16 protein-coding genes are annotated in these 17815 nt (G+C 49.0%); 15 read left to right on the top strand and 1 reads right to left on the bottom strand.

Annotated features, from left to right (window positions below; genetic code table 11):
- The first annotated feature begins 41 nt into the window (after window positions 1-41).
- The 3 genes from RSX24_RS28240 to RSX24_RS28230 all read left to right on the top strand — a co-directional run bounded on the left by RSX24_RS28240 (window position 42) and on the right by RSX24_RS28230 (window position 5176).
- Complete coding sequence (locus RSX24_RS28240; protein ID WP_343262435.1) at window positions 42-3161, top strand: GNAT family N-acetyltransferase; 3120 nt, start codon at window positions 42-44, stop codon at window positions 3159-3161.
- Between the two features lie 15 nt (window positions 3162-3176).
- A complete protein-coding gene (locus RSX24_RS28235) occupies window positions 3177-4046 on the top strand; it encodes an amidohydrolase family protein (protein WP_343262434.1) in 870 nt (289 codons plus the stop codon).
- 278 nt (window positions 4047-4324) lie between these two features.
- Window positions 4325-5176 (top strand): Cof-type HAD-IIB family hydrolase, encoded by an 852-nt coding sequence (locus RSX24_RS28230; RefSeq protein ID WP_343262433.1) that lies wholly within the window; start codon window positions 4325-4327, stop codon window positions 5174-5176.
- Between the two features lie 89 nt (window positions 5177-5265).
- On the opposite strand, the gene RSX24_RS28225 is transcribed toward RSX24_RS28230, so the two are convergent.
- On the bottom strand, window positions 5266-6624 hold the full coding sequence (locus RSX24_RS28225) for an MATE family efflux transporter (protein WP_343262432.1): 1359 nt from the start codon (window positions 6622-6624) through the stop codon (window positions 5266-5268).
- 167 nt (window positions 6625-6791) lie between these two features.
- On the opposite strand from RSX24_RS28225, the gene RSX24_RS28220 reads away from it, so the two are divergent.
- The 12 genes from RSX24_RS28220 to RSX24_RS28165 all read left to right on the top strand — a co-directional run bounded on the left by RSX24_RS28220 (window position 6792) and on the right by RSX24_RS28165 (window position 17775).
- Entirely contained in the window at window positions 6792-7526 is a 735-nt protein-coding gene (locus RSX24_RS28220; protein WP_236420743.1) for a class I SAM-dependent methyltransferase, read from the top strand.
- A 111-nt stretch (window positions 7527-7637) separates the two neighbouring features.
- Entirely contained in the window at window positions 7638-8312 is a 675-nt protein-coding gene (locus RSX24_RS28215; protein ID WP_236420744.1) for a response regulator transcription factor, read from the top strand.
- On the top strand, window positions 8300-9484 hold the full coding sequence (locus RSX24_RS28210; protein WP_343262431.1) for a HAMP domain-containing sensor histidine kinase: 1185 nt from the start codon (window positions 8300-8302) through the stop codon (window positions 9482-9484). Before RSX24_RS28215 ends, RSX24_RS28210 begins: the two co-directional genes overlap by 13 nt.
- Before the next feature lie 82 nt (window positions 9485-9566).
- Window positions 9567-10235 (top strand): ABC transporter ATP-binding protein, encoded by a 669-nt coding sequence (locus RSX24_RS28205; RefSeq protein ID WP_438286897.1) that lies wholly within the window; start codon window positions 9567-9569, stop codon window positions 10233-10235.
- 1 nt (window position 10236) lies between these two features.
- Complete coding sequence (locus RSX24_RS28200; protein ID WP_343262430.1) at window positions 10237-12663, top strand: ABC transporter permease; 2427 nt, start codon at window positions 10237-10239, stop codon at window positions 12661-12663.
- Window positions 12664-12698: 35 nt separating this feature from the next.
- The gene (locus RSX24_RS28195; RefSeq protein WP_343262429.1) at window positions 12699-13145 is read left to right on the top strand and encodes a hypothetical protein; all 447 of its coding nucleotides are present in this window, start codon (window positions 12699-12701) and stop codon (window positions 13143-13145) included.
- A 131-nt stretch (window positions 13146-13276) separates the two neighbouring features.
- Window positions 13277-13855, top strand: a complete 579-nt coding sequence (locus tag RSX24_RS28190; RefSeq protein ID WP_343262428.1) for an RNA polymerase sigma factor — start codon at window positions 13277-13279, stop codon at window positions 13853-13855.
- Window positions 13852-15150, top strand: a complete 1299-nt coding sequence (locus RSX24_RS28185; protein WP_343262427.1) for a hypothetical protein — start codon at window positions 13852-13854, stop codon at window positions 15148-15150. The genes RSX24_RS28190 and RSX24_RS28185 overlap by 4 nt, the downstream gene beginning before the upstream one ends.
- 70 nt (window positions 15151-15220) lie before the next feature.
- Window positions 15221-15679 (top strand): 2-thiouracil desulfurase family protein, encoded by a 459-nt coding sequence (locus tag RSX24_RS28180; RefSeq protein WP_236420750.1) that lies wholly within the window; start codon window positions 15221-15223, stop codon window positions 15677-15679.
- 145 nt (window positions 15680-15824) lie between these two features.
- Window positions 15825-16502 (top strand): NAD(P)H-dependent oxidoreductase, encoded by a 678-nt coding sequence (locus RSX24_RS28175; protein ID WP_343262426.1) that lies wholly within the window; start codon window positions 15825-15827, stop codon window positions 16500-16502.
- A gap of 179 nt (window positions 16503-16681) precedes the next feature.
- Entirely contained in the window at window positions 16682-17056 is a 375-nt protein-coding gene (locus RSX24_RS28170) for a MarR family winged helix-turn-helix transcriptional regulator (protein ID WP_339275954.1), read from the top strand.
- A gap of 137 nt (window positions 17057-17193) precedes the next feature.
- Complete coding sequence (locus tag RSX24_RS28165; RefSeq protein ID WP_343262425.1) at window positions 17194-17775, top strand: NAD(P)H-dependent oxidoreductase; 582 nt, start codon at window positions 17194-17196, stop codon at window positions 17773-17775.
- Window positions 17776-17815 lie beyond the last annotated feature (40 nt).

Below are 17815 nucleotides of genomic sequence, written 5' to 3'. Positions count from 1 at the left end.
GTATTTAAGCAAAAGCCATTTTTCTGGAGGTGAACGTTTGAATGATCAGTGCAAAAGAAGTGGAAATTGTTGAATATGAGCCTGCCTTCGCTGCTTCCGTCGCAAAAATGTGGAATATGAGCCAGGACAGCTGGGGAGGCGACAGCACGGTCCGGACGGAGGAACAAATCATCAAAGAACACCAAAATAGCCCGTACCTCCACGTTTTTTTGGCCATGGTTGACGACGAGGTCGTCGGATACTGCAGTTTCTCCCATTATAAAGAAGACCAAGGAGCGCTTTATATTCCATTGTTGAACGTGCGCCCGGATTATCACGGCCGCAAAGTCGGAAAACGGCTTATATTGCGTGCGTTGGACGAAACGATCAAACGAGGTTGGCCGCGATTGGATTTATATACTTGGGCTGGAAACACCAAAGCCGTGCCTGCGTACAAAAAATGCGGATTTTTCTGGGAGCGGCGGGATGACACGACGCATCTCATGAACCTGATCCCTTCGGTGCTCCAGACCGAGGCCGTGAAGCATTATTTCGATGAACTGGATTGGTATGCCGATAGCCTGCGGGAGATCGTCATCAGCCCGGATGGCCGCCAAGAACGCGGATTCGATTACTTCACTTACGAATGGAGCAATGGCACCACTTACCTCAAAATGGAGTACGAGCGCACGGGGCGCGGACTGCGCCTCATTGAAACCGAGGACTATTTAATTGAAGCAAGCATTCCCACGCAGCATGAGCTTCCGTTTGGCGCCCATTATCCCATCATGTACAAAGCCGTAAACAAAAGCGGCAAACCGCTCACTGTAGATGTGCAGAGCGTTAGCAATGCCGGGATCAGCTTTGACTTGCAGGAGAGCATGAACGTTGAGCAAACCGGAACCATTGAGGGTACTTTTTTCGTGCAGCCTGTGGAGGAAGACCAGAATCCCTTCGAGACGCATCCGGTGGTGGAAGCCGAACTTCGGATCAATGGCAAACAAGCGACGTTCAAAATCGGAATTGAGCCCAAGTATCCGGTAAAAATCAAGTTTCATGCCCCCCAATTGCCCCTGCATGCAGGCCAAACGTACAACCTTGACCTGACCGTGGAGAACGAATACGCGGCAGATGGCGTGTTTGAATTCGAGCTGCCTTCGGATGGTATTCTCGCCTTCGTGCAGCCGACCGTTCGGATCGCAGTTCCGGCCAAAGGCAGACAGTCGATCGCGGTGAAGGCCGAGCTGCTCGAATATGGTATCTGGCATCATAAGGTAGGCATTTACAGTATAACGGACAGCGAAAAGAAACGGGTTCATCAGCAAAAAACAAGCATCGTTTTTCAGGGGATCCATGCGGCCTTTGGCGGAGAAACGGAACAGGAATGGATGATTTCCAATGGCCTTTATTCGGTCCGGTTAGGAAAATCCCAGCCGATGATCTCGATTTATGGGGGGAACAAAGATGTCATTTCACTTGGTTTCCCAAGCTTTGGTTTGCCGTATAGCGATGCTTTTGAGAAGAAACGGGCAGCGCGTGTTGCTTGGCGGCATGAAGGCGCAATGATCATGGAAGCCGATTATGAGATTGCTTCATTTCATCTGAATCTCACCCTCGTTGTGCAGCTGCATAATAACGGCGTGATCAGCCGTCATTTTATCGTTCGTAACAGTGATGCTGCACCTGAGCGTACGGAACCCATATATATGAAGGAAAAATTTCATTTTGGCTTGGAAGGCGCGATTATTCCTTATCAGGGACAATATGTGGATGCAGGTCAAAGCCCGGATGCCGCCGACAAAGATTATTGGGAACTGACCCAATTCACCGAGAATTGGCTGTATGCTAAACAAGGAGACCATACAAGAGGCATCACATGGCCTGAAGGCAGACAGCTCACCAGAGAAAATTGGCTTTACGGACTTGAACATGAACTGGGGCTGCTCCCTGCGGAGAACGTTGCTCAGACCGAACCGATTCGGATCGCCGTGGGGACATGGCAAGATTGGCGCGATTTCCGTGCATTTGCGTTGAAAGGCGAGAAGGACACCGATCTGCATACAACGGCACATCTGGAGCTGATCGTCAACGATCGCAATCCATTTATTCATGGAGAGGCTGCCGCCCGTATTGTGGAACGGAAAAATACACTGTTGGCTGGCGAAATTCACGTTTCGTCTGTAAAGGAAGGCATTGTCCCGGTATCGCAACTCGTGTATGAGGAGGAACAACGCACCGTTGTGGCTTTGCCGTTAAACGCGAAGCCTGCACTGGAGGCCGATATCGTATCCGTCCGGCTTGATATGGAAGATTACGAAGTGAAACGGCATCGTGCGGTATTTCCGGTCACGGGAGACGGCGTAATCCTCCAGACAGAGCCATCGGAGCATGGCGATCTATGCGTGGCCGACAATGGCGTTCTGCGGATTAAAGCCAGTTCCGAGTATGCACCGACGCTCTTCTCTCTGCAATATCACGGGCAAGAATGGCTGGAGTCTTCCTACCCGCAGGCCGGGCCGAAGTCGTGGTGGAATCCATGGACCGGGGGAATTACGGCCGGAATCATCGGCATGTCCGAATCGAGCCTGATGAAGGAACCGCGCGAGGTTTCGTTTGCGGAAATGAAGGATTCGGCGGGCAATGCTTGGTCAGGCATCCGAATGACGGTGAAGGTTACTCACCATGCCAAATATAAGGGGATCACGATGCACCATTACTTCCTTATGCTTCCCGGCGCGCCTGTGCTGGCATCGGTCGTTGGCATCGTTCAGCATACGGGGGCTCCGCTGCATCCGCTGCACGTGATTCATTATACCTCCTGCCAGGCAAGCCGGGATATTAAGGATTGCCGCGTATACGTTCAGGATCAGTCCGGGGAAGGGGTCGTATACAAGGCTGGCCGGGTTCAAATGGAAGTGAATAGCGCCAGCGGCATCATTCAATATGGATCACGGGAAAGGGAGCAGCGCTTGATGACCGTTTCCCATCCCGGATTGGAATCGGTGGAAACCGTAATCAATAATGAGTTATCCTTTTCCGTGAATATCGAAAAATTGTTCGTTCCGGATCGTCAAGGAAAAATGGGCAAACCCCATTTTTGCATCATTTCGGATCTGCCCGCGATGCAGGACGCCTACGCGGATTTGCAGGCCCTTCGTTTTGACGATGCCAACCTGAAATAGAAAGGACTGCTTGGGATGAAAATCATTGATGCGCACATTCACTACTCCAACATCGCGGCGTTCAAAGAGACTGCACAGATGCAGGCATCCATCGAATATACTTCGAAAGGCCTGCTGGAGGAGTTCAGGAACGCCGGCGTAATCGCCGGGGTAGGCATGGGCGTGACGGAAACGGAAGAAGGTCTGTTTCCGGACGCTGCCGCCCTTAATCCGATGCTTCTTGATCTGGAGCCGCATTTGCCGGATAACATATACACATGCGTCGGCATTAATCCGCTAACCTTGCATCAGGATGGTCAAATTGAAGCGCTGGAGCAATCCTTGCGTTCCGAACGCGTGGTGGGGATCAAGTTATATGCGGGATATTACCATTTTAACGTCGGCGACGAGATTTACGATCCGGTATATCGCTTGGCTTCCGCTTATGAGCTTCCCATCGTCATTCATGGAGGGCTGACGTATTCGGATCACGGGTTATTGAAATACTCCCATCCGCTCTCGATGGAAGAGACGTTCATGAAACACCGCAACCTGACCTTTATGATATGCCATCTCGGTGATCCGTGGGTGATGGATACGGCGGCTTTGCTCGAGAAAAATCCGAATATTTATGCCGATCTGTCCGGCTGGATTGTCGGGGATGCGGCAAAGGTGGAACGATTGCAGCGCGAGCAGACGTACGTGGATCATTTCAAACGCGCCATCGTCTTTGCCGAGAAGTATGACCGTCTCGTGTTTGGCACGGACTGGCCGCTGGTACCGCTTGAACCATACATTCGGTTCGTACAGAACCTGATTCCCGAGCAGCACTGGGAAGATGTATTTTATAACAATGCACTGCGCGTGTTTCCAAGACTTCAGCAGGCACTAGCGTCTAATGTATAGGCAGGGCAGGGGTAACTAAAGATCATACCAACGAAACCGGACTCTAGCTTGTGAATGTCCGGTTTCGTTTTTTTGTGTTTCATAACTTGACCTTAGGTCAGACCTAAGGTATATGCTTGAGTCAAATCCAAGGAAAAAGAACAGGAGGGACAAACGGCTTGACTTGGAACGCGTTCCAGCCTGTACACTGGCTTTATGGAGCGTAATCGTCTGGTCGTCTTTTGGATCATGGAGACACTATGCTGCCATATCGCGTCTCATAAGGGGGAAGTGCATTCATGAGTCAGGACAAGCGCAAAATCGTATTTATCGATATCGACGGCACCTTGGTCGGGGATGACGGTATCGTGCCGGAGTCGGCACAGCAGGCTTGCCGCGCCGCGCGGGAGAATGGACATTTATTATATTTGTGCACAGGGCGTTCCAAAGCCGAAATTTACGACGCCATATGGGACATCGGGTTCGATGGACTGATCGGCGCAGGCGGGGGATATGTCGAGATCGGCGGTACGCCGCTGTATCATAAAAAAGTGCAGCCGGAAGACGTACGCCGGATGGTCGATTTTTTCAACGAACACGATGTGGACTTTTATTTGGAATCCAACTCGGCCTTATATGCGAGCCGCAACCTCAAGGCCCGGCTGGAAAAGCTGATCTACGGCGATGTCGAGAACGATCCGGCGGCCCGCGAAAAAATGGAAAAAACGCCGCACCCGTTCATCGCGGGCTTGACGTATGGCGAAAGCGACTTGTACAAGGATGACGTCAACAAGGTGTCTTTCTTGGAAAGCCGGGTACCTTTCGAGCAGATTAAGAAACAATTTGCGGGTCAATTCGAGGTCATCCAATGCACGGTGCCGATCTTTGGCAAAGATAGCGGGGAGATGATGATTCCCGGCATTCACAAGGCGGTGGCCATCGCCGATTTGCTGGAGCACCATGGTTGGTCCGTGGAGGACACGATGGCGATCGGAGACGGCATGAACGATGCCGAGATGCTCGAATTTTGCAGCGTGGGCATCGCCATGGGCAATGCCAAGCCGGGGCTCAAGGAAATTGCCGACGATATTACGAACACGTTGGATAATGACGGGCTGTACAACAGTTTTGTGAAGTATGGCCTGATCTAGTCTGAAATTGACATCTCAAAGAACCGTGACGGACGCGATGGTCATTGTCACGGTTTTTGGGACTTTGCCCCAGGCAGGGGATAAACCTCTTAATCGCTCATCGTTAATCCCGTTAATCTTTCATGAATTGAACGTTTGCGGTAATAGATGCCGATGGTCAGCAGGACAAGCATTTCGGACAGCGGTACTGCCAGCCATACGCCGGTAACCCCGGAAAATGCGGGCAGGATCGCGATCAGCGCAACCATAATGATCATTTCGCGCGCGGCCGTAATCCAGATGGCCATTTTGGCGTTGCCGACGGACTGGAAGTATGTGCTCATGACGAAGTTAATGCCCATGAACAGGTAAGCAAAGGTAAAGATACGCAGTCCATAAACCGCGTTGTCCATCACGCTCGCGCTGAAGTTGCCGAAGATTTGCACAAAAAAGGATGCGCCGATCTGTACGACGACGAGCAGCAATACGCCGAACCCCAGCGCCGTGCCGGACGCGATCCGCAGCGTCAGCTTGACCCGGTCCAACTGTTTGGCACCATAATAATAACTGACCAGCGGCTGCGCCGCCGAAGCCAAACCGAGGAAGGCCAGAAGCACGACGCCATGGATGTAGTTCAGCACCGTAAAAGAGGCGACGCCGTCCGTGCCGGCCAGCCGATCGAGCGAAATGTTATGGGCGACGGAAAAGACGGACATGCCCAATTCCGCCAAAAAGCTCGGGAACCCGATCAGCACGATGGCCATCAGCCATTTTTTGCTCCATTTGAAGCGAGTGAACTTGAGATGATTGTTTTTTCCGAGAAAATGGGTCAACAACACGAGCAGCGCCAAGGACGCGGAAATGATCGTACCCAGCGCAACGCCGCGTACACCCCATTCCAATACGTACAGCATGAGGTAATTGATGGCGATGTTTGCCGCGGCAAAGGTTATCTGCGCGTACATCGATGTTCGCGGACCTCCGTCGTTGCGCACGAAAATGGTCAATGCGTTTTCGATGGTGAACACGAATCCGAACAACAGGATGACGTTCATGTAATCGGCCGCATACGGGAACGTTTCCGCATTGGCGCCAAGCGCGTAGACCAGCTGCTCCCTCAACGAGAAGGCGGTCAGCCCGATCGCTGCCGTGGCGATCAGAATGATCAGAATGGATTTCGTGAAAATCCGTCTGGCGGAGAGAAGCTCTTTCTCTCCCATATAGTTGGAGTACAGCGTTGCGCCGCCCATCCCGATCCATAGCGACATGGCTACGAACAGCGTATAGACGGGCGAGGCGATGCCGATGCCTGCAAGCGCGGTGGAGCCAAGTTTGTGCCCAACCATGATGCCGTCGATAATAAAGTTGAATGCGATGACCAGCATGCCCAGGATAGAAGGCACGAGGTAGCTCAGGAAAGCTTTCTGTACCGATTGTTTTTCCAAGGGATGCGTCCATGTCGTGTTCATGATGACCTCCATTATTAAACTGAATGTTCATTCTGTTTATATTTATACTGAACGTTCGTTCTGTATTTTAGCATATTCAAATTTGAAGTGCAATTGTTCGAAATGTCTGCATTTTTTGTGGTAGAGTCAGGATAGAGTCCAAATGGTTGGAAAGGAACGAAATGATTATGAAAGAAAACAAGTATGATGAACCTTCCTTCTTCGCGAGTTATAGTGAAATGCCTCGTTCCAAGGAAGGATTGGAGGCAGCGGGTGAATGGCATGAGTTGCGCACCATGCTGCCCGTGCTGGCCGGGAAAAAAGTGCTGGACCTCGGCTGCGGTTTTGGCTGGCACTGTCGCTATGCGCGAGAGCAAGGGGCAGCCTCGGTGGTCGGCATTGATTTGTCTGAAAACATGCTGCGGCGTGCACGCGAATTAAGCGGTGATTCTGGGATTGAATACCGACGGATGGCTATTGAAGACGTAGGTCCAGAACTAGGGACGTTTGATGTAGTGATCAGTTCTCTTGCCTTGCATTATGTACAGCACCTGGCCCCCGTGTATGCTCGCATTAGGGAGTGCCTTCATCCCGGCGGGTGGTTGGTGTTATCTACCGAACATCCAATCTTCACTGCTCGCGCGGAGCAGGATTGGCATTACGGTCCACAAGGAGAACTGCAGCATTGGCCTGTCGATCACTATCAGGATGAAGGGGTGCGTGAAACTCATTTTTTGAGCGAACCGGTCCTGAAATATCACCGTACGCTAGCGACACAGTTGAATGAACTGATCCAGGCTGGCTTTGAGATTCGTCGGGTAGAAGAGTCCAAACCTTCACCTGAAATGATGGAGCGTGTGCCGGGCATGCGGGACGAGAATCGTCGTCCGATGTTTCTGATGATTGCTGCGACCAAATCATGAATTGTGTTTTGGCATATAAATGGATAATATTAAAAGAAGATCTATGAAATTACCAAATAAGAAGTGCTGATTGGATTAGCCTAATAGTCTTACTGAAAAAGAGGTACAACGATGACGAAACGTATCCTGGTCGTTGACGATGAACAGGACATTGTCTGTTTGTTACAAGATTATTTAACCATGAATGGATATATGGTAATGACGGCCATAAACGGTGATCAGGCTCTTCAACAAGCTTCAAAAGGGCCTGATCTTATTTTGCTGGATATCAACATGCCTGATATGGACGGTCTTCAAGTATGCAGCTTAATCCGTAATCATGTGAGCTGCCCGATCATTTTTTTGACGGCAAGAGTGGAGGAGCGCGATAAAATCGTTGGATTTCAAGCCGGGGCTGACGATTATATCGTTAAACCGTTCAGTATCGATGAACTGGGAGCGAGAATTGAGGCGCACTTGCGGCGCGAGGAGCGATTGCAAGCCAAACATCAAACCAAATTCATCGGAGAGTTGGTTGTCGACTACACTTCCAGAGAAATTCGTTTTCAGGACGAAATCATTCACTTTTCTAAAAAGGAATTCGAAATCATTGAATTGCTTTCAATGAACCAGGGGCAAGTTTTCGATAAGGAACGAATCTATGAACTGATTTGGGGTTACGAGCGCGATGGGGACAGTGCCGTGGTTGCGGAACATGTTCGACGGATCAGGCAGAAGTTTGCGGCATGTTCTAAACAGAAGTACATATCAACCGTTTGGGGTGTGGGATACAAATGGGAAGGCTGATGCAGGGACTGCGTAATCTTTCGATTCGGAAAACCTTTATATTATACATGTTTGTTTTTATCATGGCCGCAGCCTTGGTAAGCGTAATCACCGTTGGACAGGCTGGTGAAATGATGAATCGGCTCTTTTTGAAATATAATCCCTCATATACGGTGGAGGATATCAATAACCCGGCAGTGATTTATAATATTGAAAAGATTAATACGGATTATTCACCCAGGGATCAACGCTGGGCTGATTTTCTCCGATTCCTTGATAGCTGGAGTGTCCCCATATATTTCGCAGGAAGCATCATAAGCGCAGCTCTTTTGTTTTATCGCAACAAATTAGAGAAGCCGATCAAGTTAATTCGCAACGCATCCGAAAACATAACGAATCATAATCTGGATTTCCATATTCATTATGACTGTCAGGATGAGATGGGGAAACTGTGCGAATCCCTGGAGCGAATGAGAGCGGCATTGGACCAAAACAACAAAATGTTGTGGCAGGCTGTTGAAGAGCGCAAAAGACTCAATGCTGCGTTTTCCCACGATTTACGAACCCCGCTTACCGTGCTTACCGGGTATACCGATTTTATGAAGAACTATATACCTTCCGGTAAAATGCCTACCGACCAAATTGTCTCTACGCTCGATAAGATGTCGAATCAAATCATGCGCCTGAAACAGGATGTAGATGCGATGAGTGCTGCGCAGCGCCTTGAAGATGTTCAGTACAAGCTAGATCACGTGGAGATGGCATCTCTAACGGAACAATTGCAAAGCATTTGCGATATGTTTACGCAGGGGAAACGTTTCGCGGTCGTGTGGGATATCGATCTAACGGTACTTCATGCTAAAGTGGATGCAAATCTTATCATTCGAGTATTCGAAAATTTGATGGGAAATGCGGCTCGCTATGCCCGGAACCATCTGGAAATTGAATTACGCTTTATTCCTGAATACCTAATTTTGGCTGTTCATGACGACGGCTACGGATTTTCTCCAGCGGATCGCAAGAAAGCATTTGTCCCTTTTTACAGGGGCGAACATGCAAATAGTCAGGATAGACATTCCGGCCTTGGGCTCTACATATGCAAAACTCTGGTTGAAAAGCATGGAGGAACGATAGATATATCCAATAACGAGACTGGAGGAGCTACGGTTCAGGCTATGTTCAGATTAGGTTGAAATTAATGGTTAAAGTTGATAAAAAGTTGAAAATGTTACGTTATGATTCGCTTGTGACCAAATTACGGGCGGAGGGATAACAATGATTTTGGAAGGAAATCATCTCCATAAAGTATACGGACAGGGCGAAAATCAGGTTAGCGTGATCAATGACGTTCATTTTGGCGCAAAACAGGGGGAATTCGTAGCGATTGTAGGGAAATCGGGAGCAGGGAAAAGCACATTAATGCATATTATTGGCGGTCTGGAGCCGCCCACAAAAGGAGAGGTCCTTATTAAAGGGACTTCGGTATATGACCTCAAAGCCGATGAACGCGCGATATTCAGGAGACGCGAGATCGGTTTCGTATTCCAGGCTTTTAACCTGGTCCCCTCCTTGAATGTTTGGGAAAATACATTGCTGCCGATCGGACTGGATGGGAAAGAACCGGATCTTCCGTTCGTGGAAGATGTACTTGCTACACTTGGCGTGGAAACGAAAAAAACGAGTCTCCCGGCTTCGCTTTCGGGCGGCCAACAACAGCGGGTTGCTATTGCGCGGGCGCTTGCCCCAAAACCAGCCATTATTTTGGCAGACGAACCGACAGGCAACTTGGATAGCCGAACCAGTAAGGACGTGCTTGAACTTCTTCGCGTATCTGTGTCCAAATATGGCCAAACGATCATCATGGTAACCCATAACGAAGAAATCGCCGGATTGGCCGATCGAATTGTCAAAGTAGAAGATGGCCAAGTCATGACGGAGAGCTGACATGAAGCAGAACAAGATCGTAAAAGAGATGGCGATCCGTCACCTTGTTTTCTATAAGGGGCGCACACTGGTGACTGTCGCTACAATTGCTCTTTCCGTAGCATTGATGGTTGTCGTCCTCATGTTTTTCCATTCCGATCAAGAGAGAAATCGCAGGGCAGCCATAAATGAAATCGGGGCTTATCATGCTCAATATGATCATCTGACGGAGGAACAGCTGCGCCATTTGCAAAAAAATCAAAAATTTAAAAAGGTTTATGCTGCATATAACATCAAAAATGTAAGCTTTGAACCCTTTGTAGAGAAAAAAATAGATATGGCTATGGTGTATACAGAAGGGATCGAAGACGGCCTGATCGCTCTCAAAAAAGGGAGGGCTCCTCGCACGCCGAACGAAATCGTTTTGGATGAATGGGTGATTGGGGAGCTGGGCTATGCGCCTACTCTTGGACAGGAAATAAAGATGAAGGCACGGTTTGAAGAAAAGGGAAGCCCTAGCTCCAAGGTTATCTCTTTTAAACTCGTGGGGATTACCGAGGATATTGCTGTAAGGAAAGTTGCGCGAGCGGGATTAATGCTGGTATCGGAACCCTTCTTAAATCAGAACGCCATCAAGCCGGATATCAGCTTGTTTGTTTTGTTAAACTCCGATTTTAATGCAACTTCCGTAGCGAGGAACATTGGAATCGCAGAAGGGCTGAATGATGCCCAAATCGTTATCAATGAACGATATACGGGTGCCTACGAATGGAGTCCTGTGTCCATTTTTCAAATGATCATCCTCGTCATGATTGTAGTGTTATGTGCAGGAATGGTCATTTACAATATATTCAATATTCATGTGTCCCAAAAGATCCGTTTGTTCGGAATGTTGCGTGCTATCGGCATGAGTGCTGCACAAATAAGGCGCATGATTGTATTGGAAGGACTCGTTCTGGGCGTTTGGGGAAGTACGATTGGCGTCATTCTAGGAATCGCAGGGAGTTTTGTTGTGCTGCCTTGGGTCGGGGAGCGAATCAGCGGTTCAACTTTAGAGGTACAACTCTCATGGGTAATCATTGCGGTTTCATGGATCAGCGGAATTGCATTGGTACGGTTATGTATCGAACATCCCATTCGAAAAAGCACAGCGGGGTCAGAAATTGAAGCTATGAAATACAAGCTGACTGGAGAAACGGATTATGCGGGCGGGACATCATCCAGACCATTGAACTCGGAAATAGGCATTTGGGGTCTCTCGCTTCTGCAGCAATTCAGATCCAAAAAAAGAACGATCATTACGGTAGCTTCCATCACGTTTACGGGGCTGATATTCATGACGTCTGCAAGCATTTTATACAGCATGAATATAAACAATCTAGCCGGAAGCATGGTGCCCGGCGATTTCAAAATCAGTTTGGCCGGATCTTCAGGCAGCGCTGCCAGCCATAGTTATATCCAAGAAAAAACAATGAACCAAGTGAAGCAAATCGAAGGTGTCCGTGAAGTACTTACGGAAAAATACGACGGCCTGATCTACAATAAAACGGATGCACGTAAACACCTTAATCATTGGGAGGAAATAAAGGGTTCACGGATTATTGCGGATATTTACGGGTATGACCCGAATCTGCTTCAAAAGGCCATTGACCGAACCGGAGGCAGCTCCGAAATGTTGCAGCAGATGAAGGAAGGGAACTACCTGATTGCCATCTCCGAAGACGGAACATACCAATCTGGCGATAAAGTTCGGATGGCGAGTCTGGATGATCAGGGAAAGGAAGAAGAGTACACCATTATAGCCGTCTTGCCCACATACATGACTTATAGAGGCAGCGCGAGCGAAGGAGGCATCTTTGTTGCGCACGAGAACCTGTTTGAACGAGTAGGACTTGATCCGACCATGAAGCAATTCAGCGTGACGGTTGATCCATCCAGACAACGAGACGTGGAGCAACAACTTAAAAGGGTCATTGGAGAAGAGCCTGATTTGATCCTTACATCCTTTCAGGACATTTATCAGGAATACAGCGAGTCCAAACGACTGATGGAGGTCGCTGCATACGGGTTCATTTCGATGTTAATGGTCATTAGTGTGTTTAATCTGATCAATTCCAATTTGAGCAGTTTCCTGGCGAGAAAAAGGGAAATCAGCATGATCGAGGCCATCGGCCTGTCCCGGAAGCAATTGCGAATACTGATTGGAAGCGAGGGACTTGTGATTGTGGTCAGCAGCATACTATTAACCATTTTGCTAGGGACTCCCTTAGGATATTACAGCGTTCGTTTATTTGCCGTTGAGGCTTCTTATGCCATTTATCAGTTCCCTTATCTAGCGCTCACGGTGCTTGTTATCTTTTATTTGGCCGTGCAGTGGGTGGCAATATGGTACATGGAGCGATATCTGCATAGAAGCAATTTGATGGAACGCCTCCGTTTGGATGGATGACCAGGACTTCAATAAGATAGGAGGTGGGAATAAAGATGATTTCGAATTATCGGCTGTTTAGCGCGATTGCTGTAGTATCCCTATTCTTATTGGCGTTAACGGGGTGCGGATCAGGTAAAAGCGACAGTTTGGCACCTGAATACAAGGGCATCAAGTTTATCGGTCAGGGAGAAGAGACGACGGATATCAACGTAGCCATTTTCAATGATCTGGAAGAAGTCGTATTCATTCAAACCGTTAGAGTGATCGATAACCAACCAAGCGCAGAGAAAGTATTTCAGGCCATAACGGCGAATAAGGATCTGGGGATGAATGTCACTCAAAATAAGGAAGGTCATGTTGAAGGCGTAGAAGGTCTTAATAGCAACAAGGAGTATGAGTGGAGGTTGTACGTAGATAATCAAGAGGATAACCGGAGATTGAGTGATATTACGTTGGATGAAGGGCAGCCGCTAACGTTACGATACGAATCGGTACATTAGTTCAATTGCAACAGCATTGCTCATTTTATGAGACATGCTGTTTTTTTTCGTATACAGTAGTAAGGAAAATTTTCACCAAACGGGAACCGGAAGAGCTGCGCTGCAGTCTTATTGAATGAGGTGAATGCCAGTTGGATTTTCAATTTTTGGAGCAGGCCAGAGAGATCGACAATCACACGCTCAGCCAGATCATGGACGAGTACGGGAAGGACGTGTGGAACTATGCCTACTTTCTGACGAGGAGTGCCGAACAGGCAGATGAGCTTTCGCAGGAAGTGTTTATTCGGGCTTACTTGGGCATCTCCCAATTTCGCGGGCAATGCTCGTTGAAGACATGGCTGCTGACCATAACCAGAAACACGACCTTTACATACCGAAAATCGAAGTTTTTTCGCAGCAGCCAGTGGGGAGGCATTTTGCCGATGGAAAACGGAGAAGCGGAAAGGGGCGGATTAATGTCTATTCCCGAAATGCAGGCGCATCCCTCCGCAGAAGCTGAAGCCATTCGGCGGGAGCATGTGCATGAAATCTGGGATGTGGTCATGTCTTTGCCGGACAAATTCAGGGAGCTGCTGCTGCTCCATCTGAAGTATGAACTGACGCTGGCCGAAATTGCGGAGATGCTGGACATCAGCATCGGGACGGCCAAATCAAGACTGTCGCGCGCAAAAGCGAAAGTACGGAAACGATGGGAGGAACGAGACGAATGAAGACAGGGAAGCGTGAAGAATGGGAAGAGGTGCTGAAGGGTGAGCCATTTGCAGGATCAGCGTTTACGGAACGCCACAAGCAGAGCGTGCTGCAGCGGGTAGCGGGAACGAAAGCAATTCAGGGACAAAGCGATGTCGATTCACCGTTTACCAAAAGCATGGAGAAGCTGAATTTGCCGGGTCCACGCAAAAGTCGCAAAAAAGGGTGGGTCGCAGCCATAACCGCAGTTGCCGCGGCGGCAGGGATTTTATTATGGAACGGACAGTACATGGAGTCTGTCGTTGAACGCCTTTATCCCGCTTCAGCCCTTTTATTGGCAGATGACGTGAATAAGGAGCTCCTGACCGAACCGATGAAAAGAACGATTGCCGTTACAATGAGGGATTATTTGGGCAAACAATTGGAAGTGACTATGGTAAGGGACGATACGGCATTTCCGAATGACTCGCATACCATTTACGTGCAGGCCGGGCAAAAAACAGATCACAATTATGCGGAGTTCTCAATTGATGCGGCTACCGGGGAAATGCAAAGTTGGACCCTAAGGGGGCAAATGGATGTCAGCCAGCTCGAACCCCGTTATTTGAGCCAGATTCCAGCCCTTCTCCAAGGCATAGGCAGTGACGGAACGATGAAGCCTTTGCAGGTGGACCGCTCGGCGCATATGTCCCCAAGCGAGGATGATGGGCAGCCGGAAGTGATGACTCTCGTAAAACTCGGAAATGAAAATGGTAAAGTCGAGGGGAGCATCATCTGGCAGCAGGATGAGGTGATATATGTTTCCGGGTCCATTGATCTTGAGAGAGCACCCAAAGAAGCCGTGGTTCGTGCCGAGCAAGCCGTTGAGGCGTACTGTGGTTACTCGGCGTTGCCATTAACAAGTATTGCGTACAATAAAAATATGCAGGACCATTGGAGCAAATGGGATCTAACCTTTGGGGAACGCTATCTTGTAACCTTGTTTGACGGAAAGTATGGTAAAGATGCTGAGGTCTCCATCTATGATATGGCATTGCATCCTGCGTTCAATAGCGATGCAAGGGAAGAAGCAAAGACCGACCAAGGCAAACAACGACTTATGGATGTCCCTGAATCTGCGATCAGGGAAGCCGCCGAGCCGATCATAAAGAACATGTTTCATGCGCCTTTGGAAGAATACAGCTTTTCTCAGGATGCGGACCATCCGGGACAAGGCACCTTCAAACTAGAGAAGAATAGCCAAGTTAAGGATGTAATCGATGTGAGTTACGATGCCGAAGGCCGAATCACTTCACTCTCACGAAGCCGCGAATGAACCTGATCCGTGTGGTACAATTTTCTTTTTAACAGGTTGGAAGTGAGTGCAATAAGGAGAGATTGGATCGATGAAGTATTTAGTGAGCTCTTGTCTCGCGGGCGTTGCTTGTCGTTACAATGGTACGGCGAGTCTGGACGAGAAAATTCAAGAACTGGTGGAACGGGAAGAGGCTAAGATGCTGTGTCCTGAATTGCTTGGCGGTTTTTCGACCCCGCGGGAACCGGCTGAAATTATCGGCGGGAACGGCAGGGACGTGCTGGCAGGCACGGCCAAGGTGATCGAGAAGAGCGGCACCGACGTCACGGAGCTTTACGTCAAAGGTGCTTACGAAACGTTGGACTGGGCCCGGAAGCTCGGCGTGACCTGCGTGGTTCTGAAAGAGTTCAGTCCGTCTTGCGGCTCGCAGATGATCTATGACGGCACGTTCGGCAACGAAAAGATTCCGGGCGAAGGCGTGACAGCTGCTTTGCTTCGTCAGGAAGGGTATACTGTCATTTCCGAAAATGAATTTATGGCTGACCTATGAGCCAGTCGGTTTCAAAGGCCGTAAAGTATCAAAACATATACCTGGTAACATCAATGTGCGTACTTTCAATAAGGCATGATTCATTTTAGAATGATACTGTATCCCAATGAAACTGTACCCCAATAGATTAAAGGATGTGGAGAAAGTGGAATCGACGACACCATTAAATAGAAAAGAAGAAATTTTGAAGGCGTACCATTTCCGGCACGCGACCAAACGTTTTGACCCGAATCGCAAAATTTCGAAAGAAGATTTCGAATTCATTTTGGAAACGGGGAGGTTATCCCCAAGCTCCGTTGGCTCCGAGCCATGGAAATTCGTCATCGTGCAGAATCCGGCGCTGCGCGAGCGCATGGTCGAGTTTTCGAGCGGCGGCAAAGGGCAATTCCCGACCGCAAGCCATCTCGTCGTTTTCCTGGCGCGTACGGACGTGCGTTATGACTCGGCGCATCTGGAATACATTTGCAAGGAAATCAAAGGCATGGACCAGGAAACCTATGAGCGCATTCCGGCAGCATACCGCACGTTCCAGCAAAACAAAGGCATTCTGGACAGCGAGCGGACATTGTTCGACTGGGCGTCCAAACAGACGTATATTGCGCTGGGCAACATGATGACCGCAGCAGCCCTCATCGGCATCGATTCCTGCCCCATCGAAGGATTCAATCAGGAGGAGACCCGCCGCATCTTCGCCGAGGAAGGTTTGCTGGAAGACGGCGTCTGGGACGTTTCCGTCATAGCGGCCTTCGGGTATCGTGCAGAGGAGCCGAAATACGGCAAAACGAGACAGTCGCTGGAGCAGGTTACGCACTGGATCGAATAAGCACCAGCATTCAGCATTCTTTATGTTTATGGAAGATAACAATACCTCCCAATCGTCCGCATCAAGATGGTTGGGAGATTTATATGAATAAGCTGCTTGAAAATGAATAGATATCTATGTATAATGAGGGCATGCCAAAATATAATGCAATCTCAATGATATCCCGGATCAGGGACCACGTGAACAAACGCATCGTGCAAGAACTGGAGCAGCAGGGCGTGAATGGCATAGTGCCATCCCATGGAGATATTCTGATCTTCCTTTATCGGGAAGAGGCCCTGTCCATCAAAATGCTGGCCGAGCGGGTTCATCGTACGCAGCCCACCGTGACCGTGCTTGTCAACAAGCTGGAGAAGCTGGGTTTCGTGGAGCGCAGCAAGAGTGCCGAGGACAGCCGGGTGACGATGATCCGACTGACTGAACAAGGAAGAAGGCTGGAGCCGATCTTCGTGCAAATTTCCGAACAGATTAAAGAGATGGTATACGGCGGTTTGACGGAAGAGCAAGCGGAACAGCTGGAAAACTTGCTCGGCAGCATCCTTCGAGAGATGTAATTTTTTTTGGTTATAAACATAGATGTCTATGTTTTGTAGGTGCAGATTTGAAACAAAGGCATGCTTTGCGGGGATTCATCCCGAAGAAGATGCGCACGCTATATGATAAATCATTTGAACTAATGGAGGGAATACTCATGAAACATCTGATCGTATATGCACACCCGCACACGGACAGCTTCAATAAAGCCATTCTGAATACTACGGTAGACGTATTGGAATCCAAGGGGCACGAGGTCGTCGTGCGCGATCTGTACGCGCTGAACTTCCAACCTGTATTGAAAGCCGAAGATACCCTAGCCATGCGTGCGGGACAGACACCCGAGGATATCGCTGCCGAGCAAAAATACATCACGGATGCAGACGTCATCACAATGATCTATCCTATATGGTGGACAGGGCTTCCGGCTATCATCAAAGGGTACATTGACCGCGTGTTTGCTTTTGGTTTCGCGTATGGAGCAAATGAGACGGGTATCGTCAAACTGTTGACAGGCAAAAAAGGGTTCATCATCAACACGCACGGTACACCGAAGGAAATTTATGACCAGATCGGCATGACAGACGCCTTGAATATGACTTCCGATACAGGCATCTACGACTTTGTCGGTATCGAACCTGTTGGGCATATCCTTTTGGGCGGGGTCGGCAACGTGGACGAAGCGGCTCATGCAGCCATGCTGGAAGAGGTAAAACAAACCATTCAGGCTGCCTTCTAATCGAGGAGCAATACCTGTACAATAAAGAGATCAAAACATT

The sequence above is a fragment of the Paenibacillus hubeiensis genome (assembly GCF_032334105.1).
In the GTDB taxonomy this organism is placed as follows: domain Bacteria; phylum Bacillota; class Bacilli; order Paenibacillales; family Paenibacillaceae; genus Paenibacillus; species Paenibacillus hubeiensis.
Note: the sequence above shows the minus strand (reverse complement) of the source record. Positions and strands in the feature narration are given on the sequence as shown.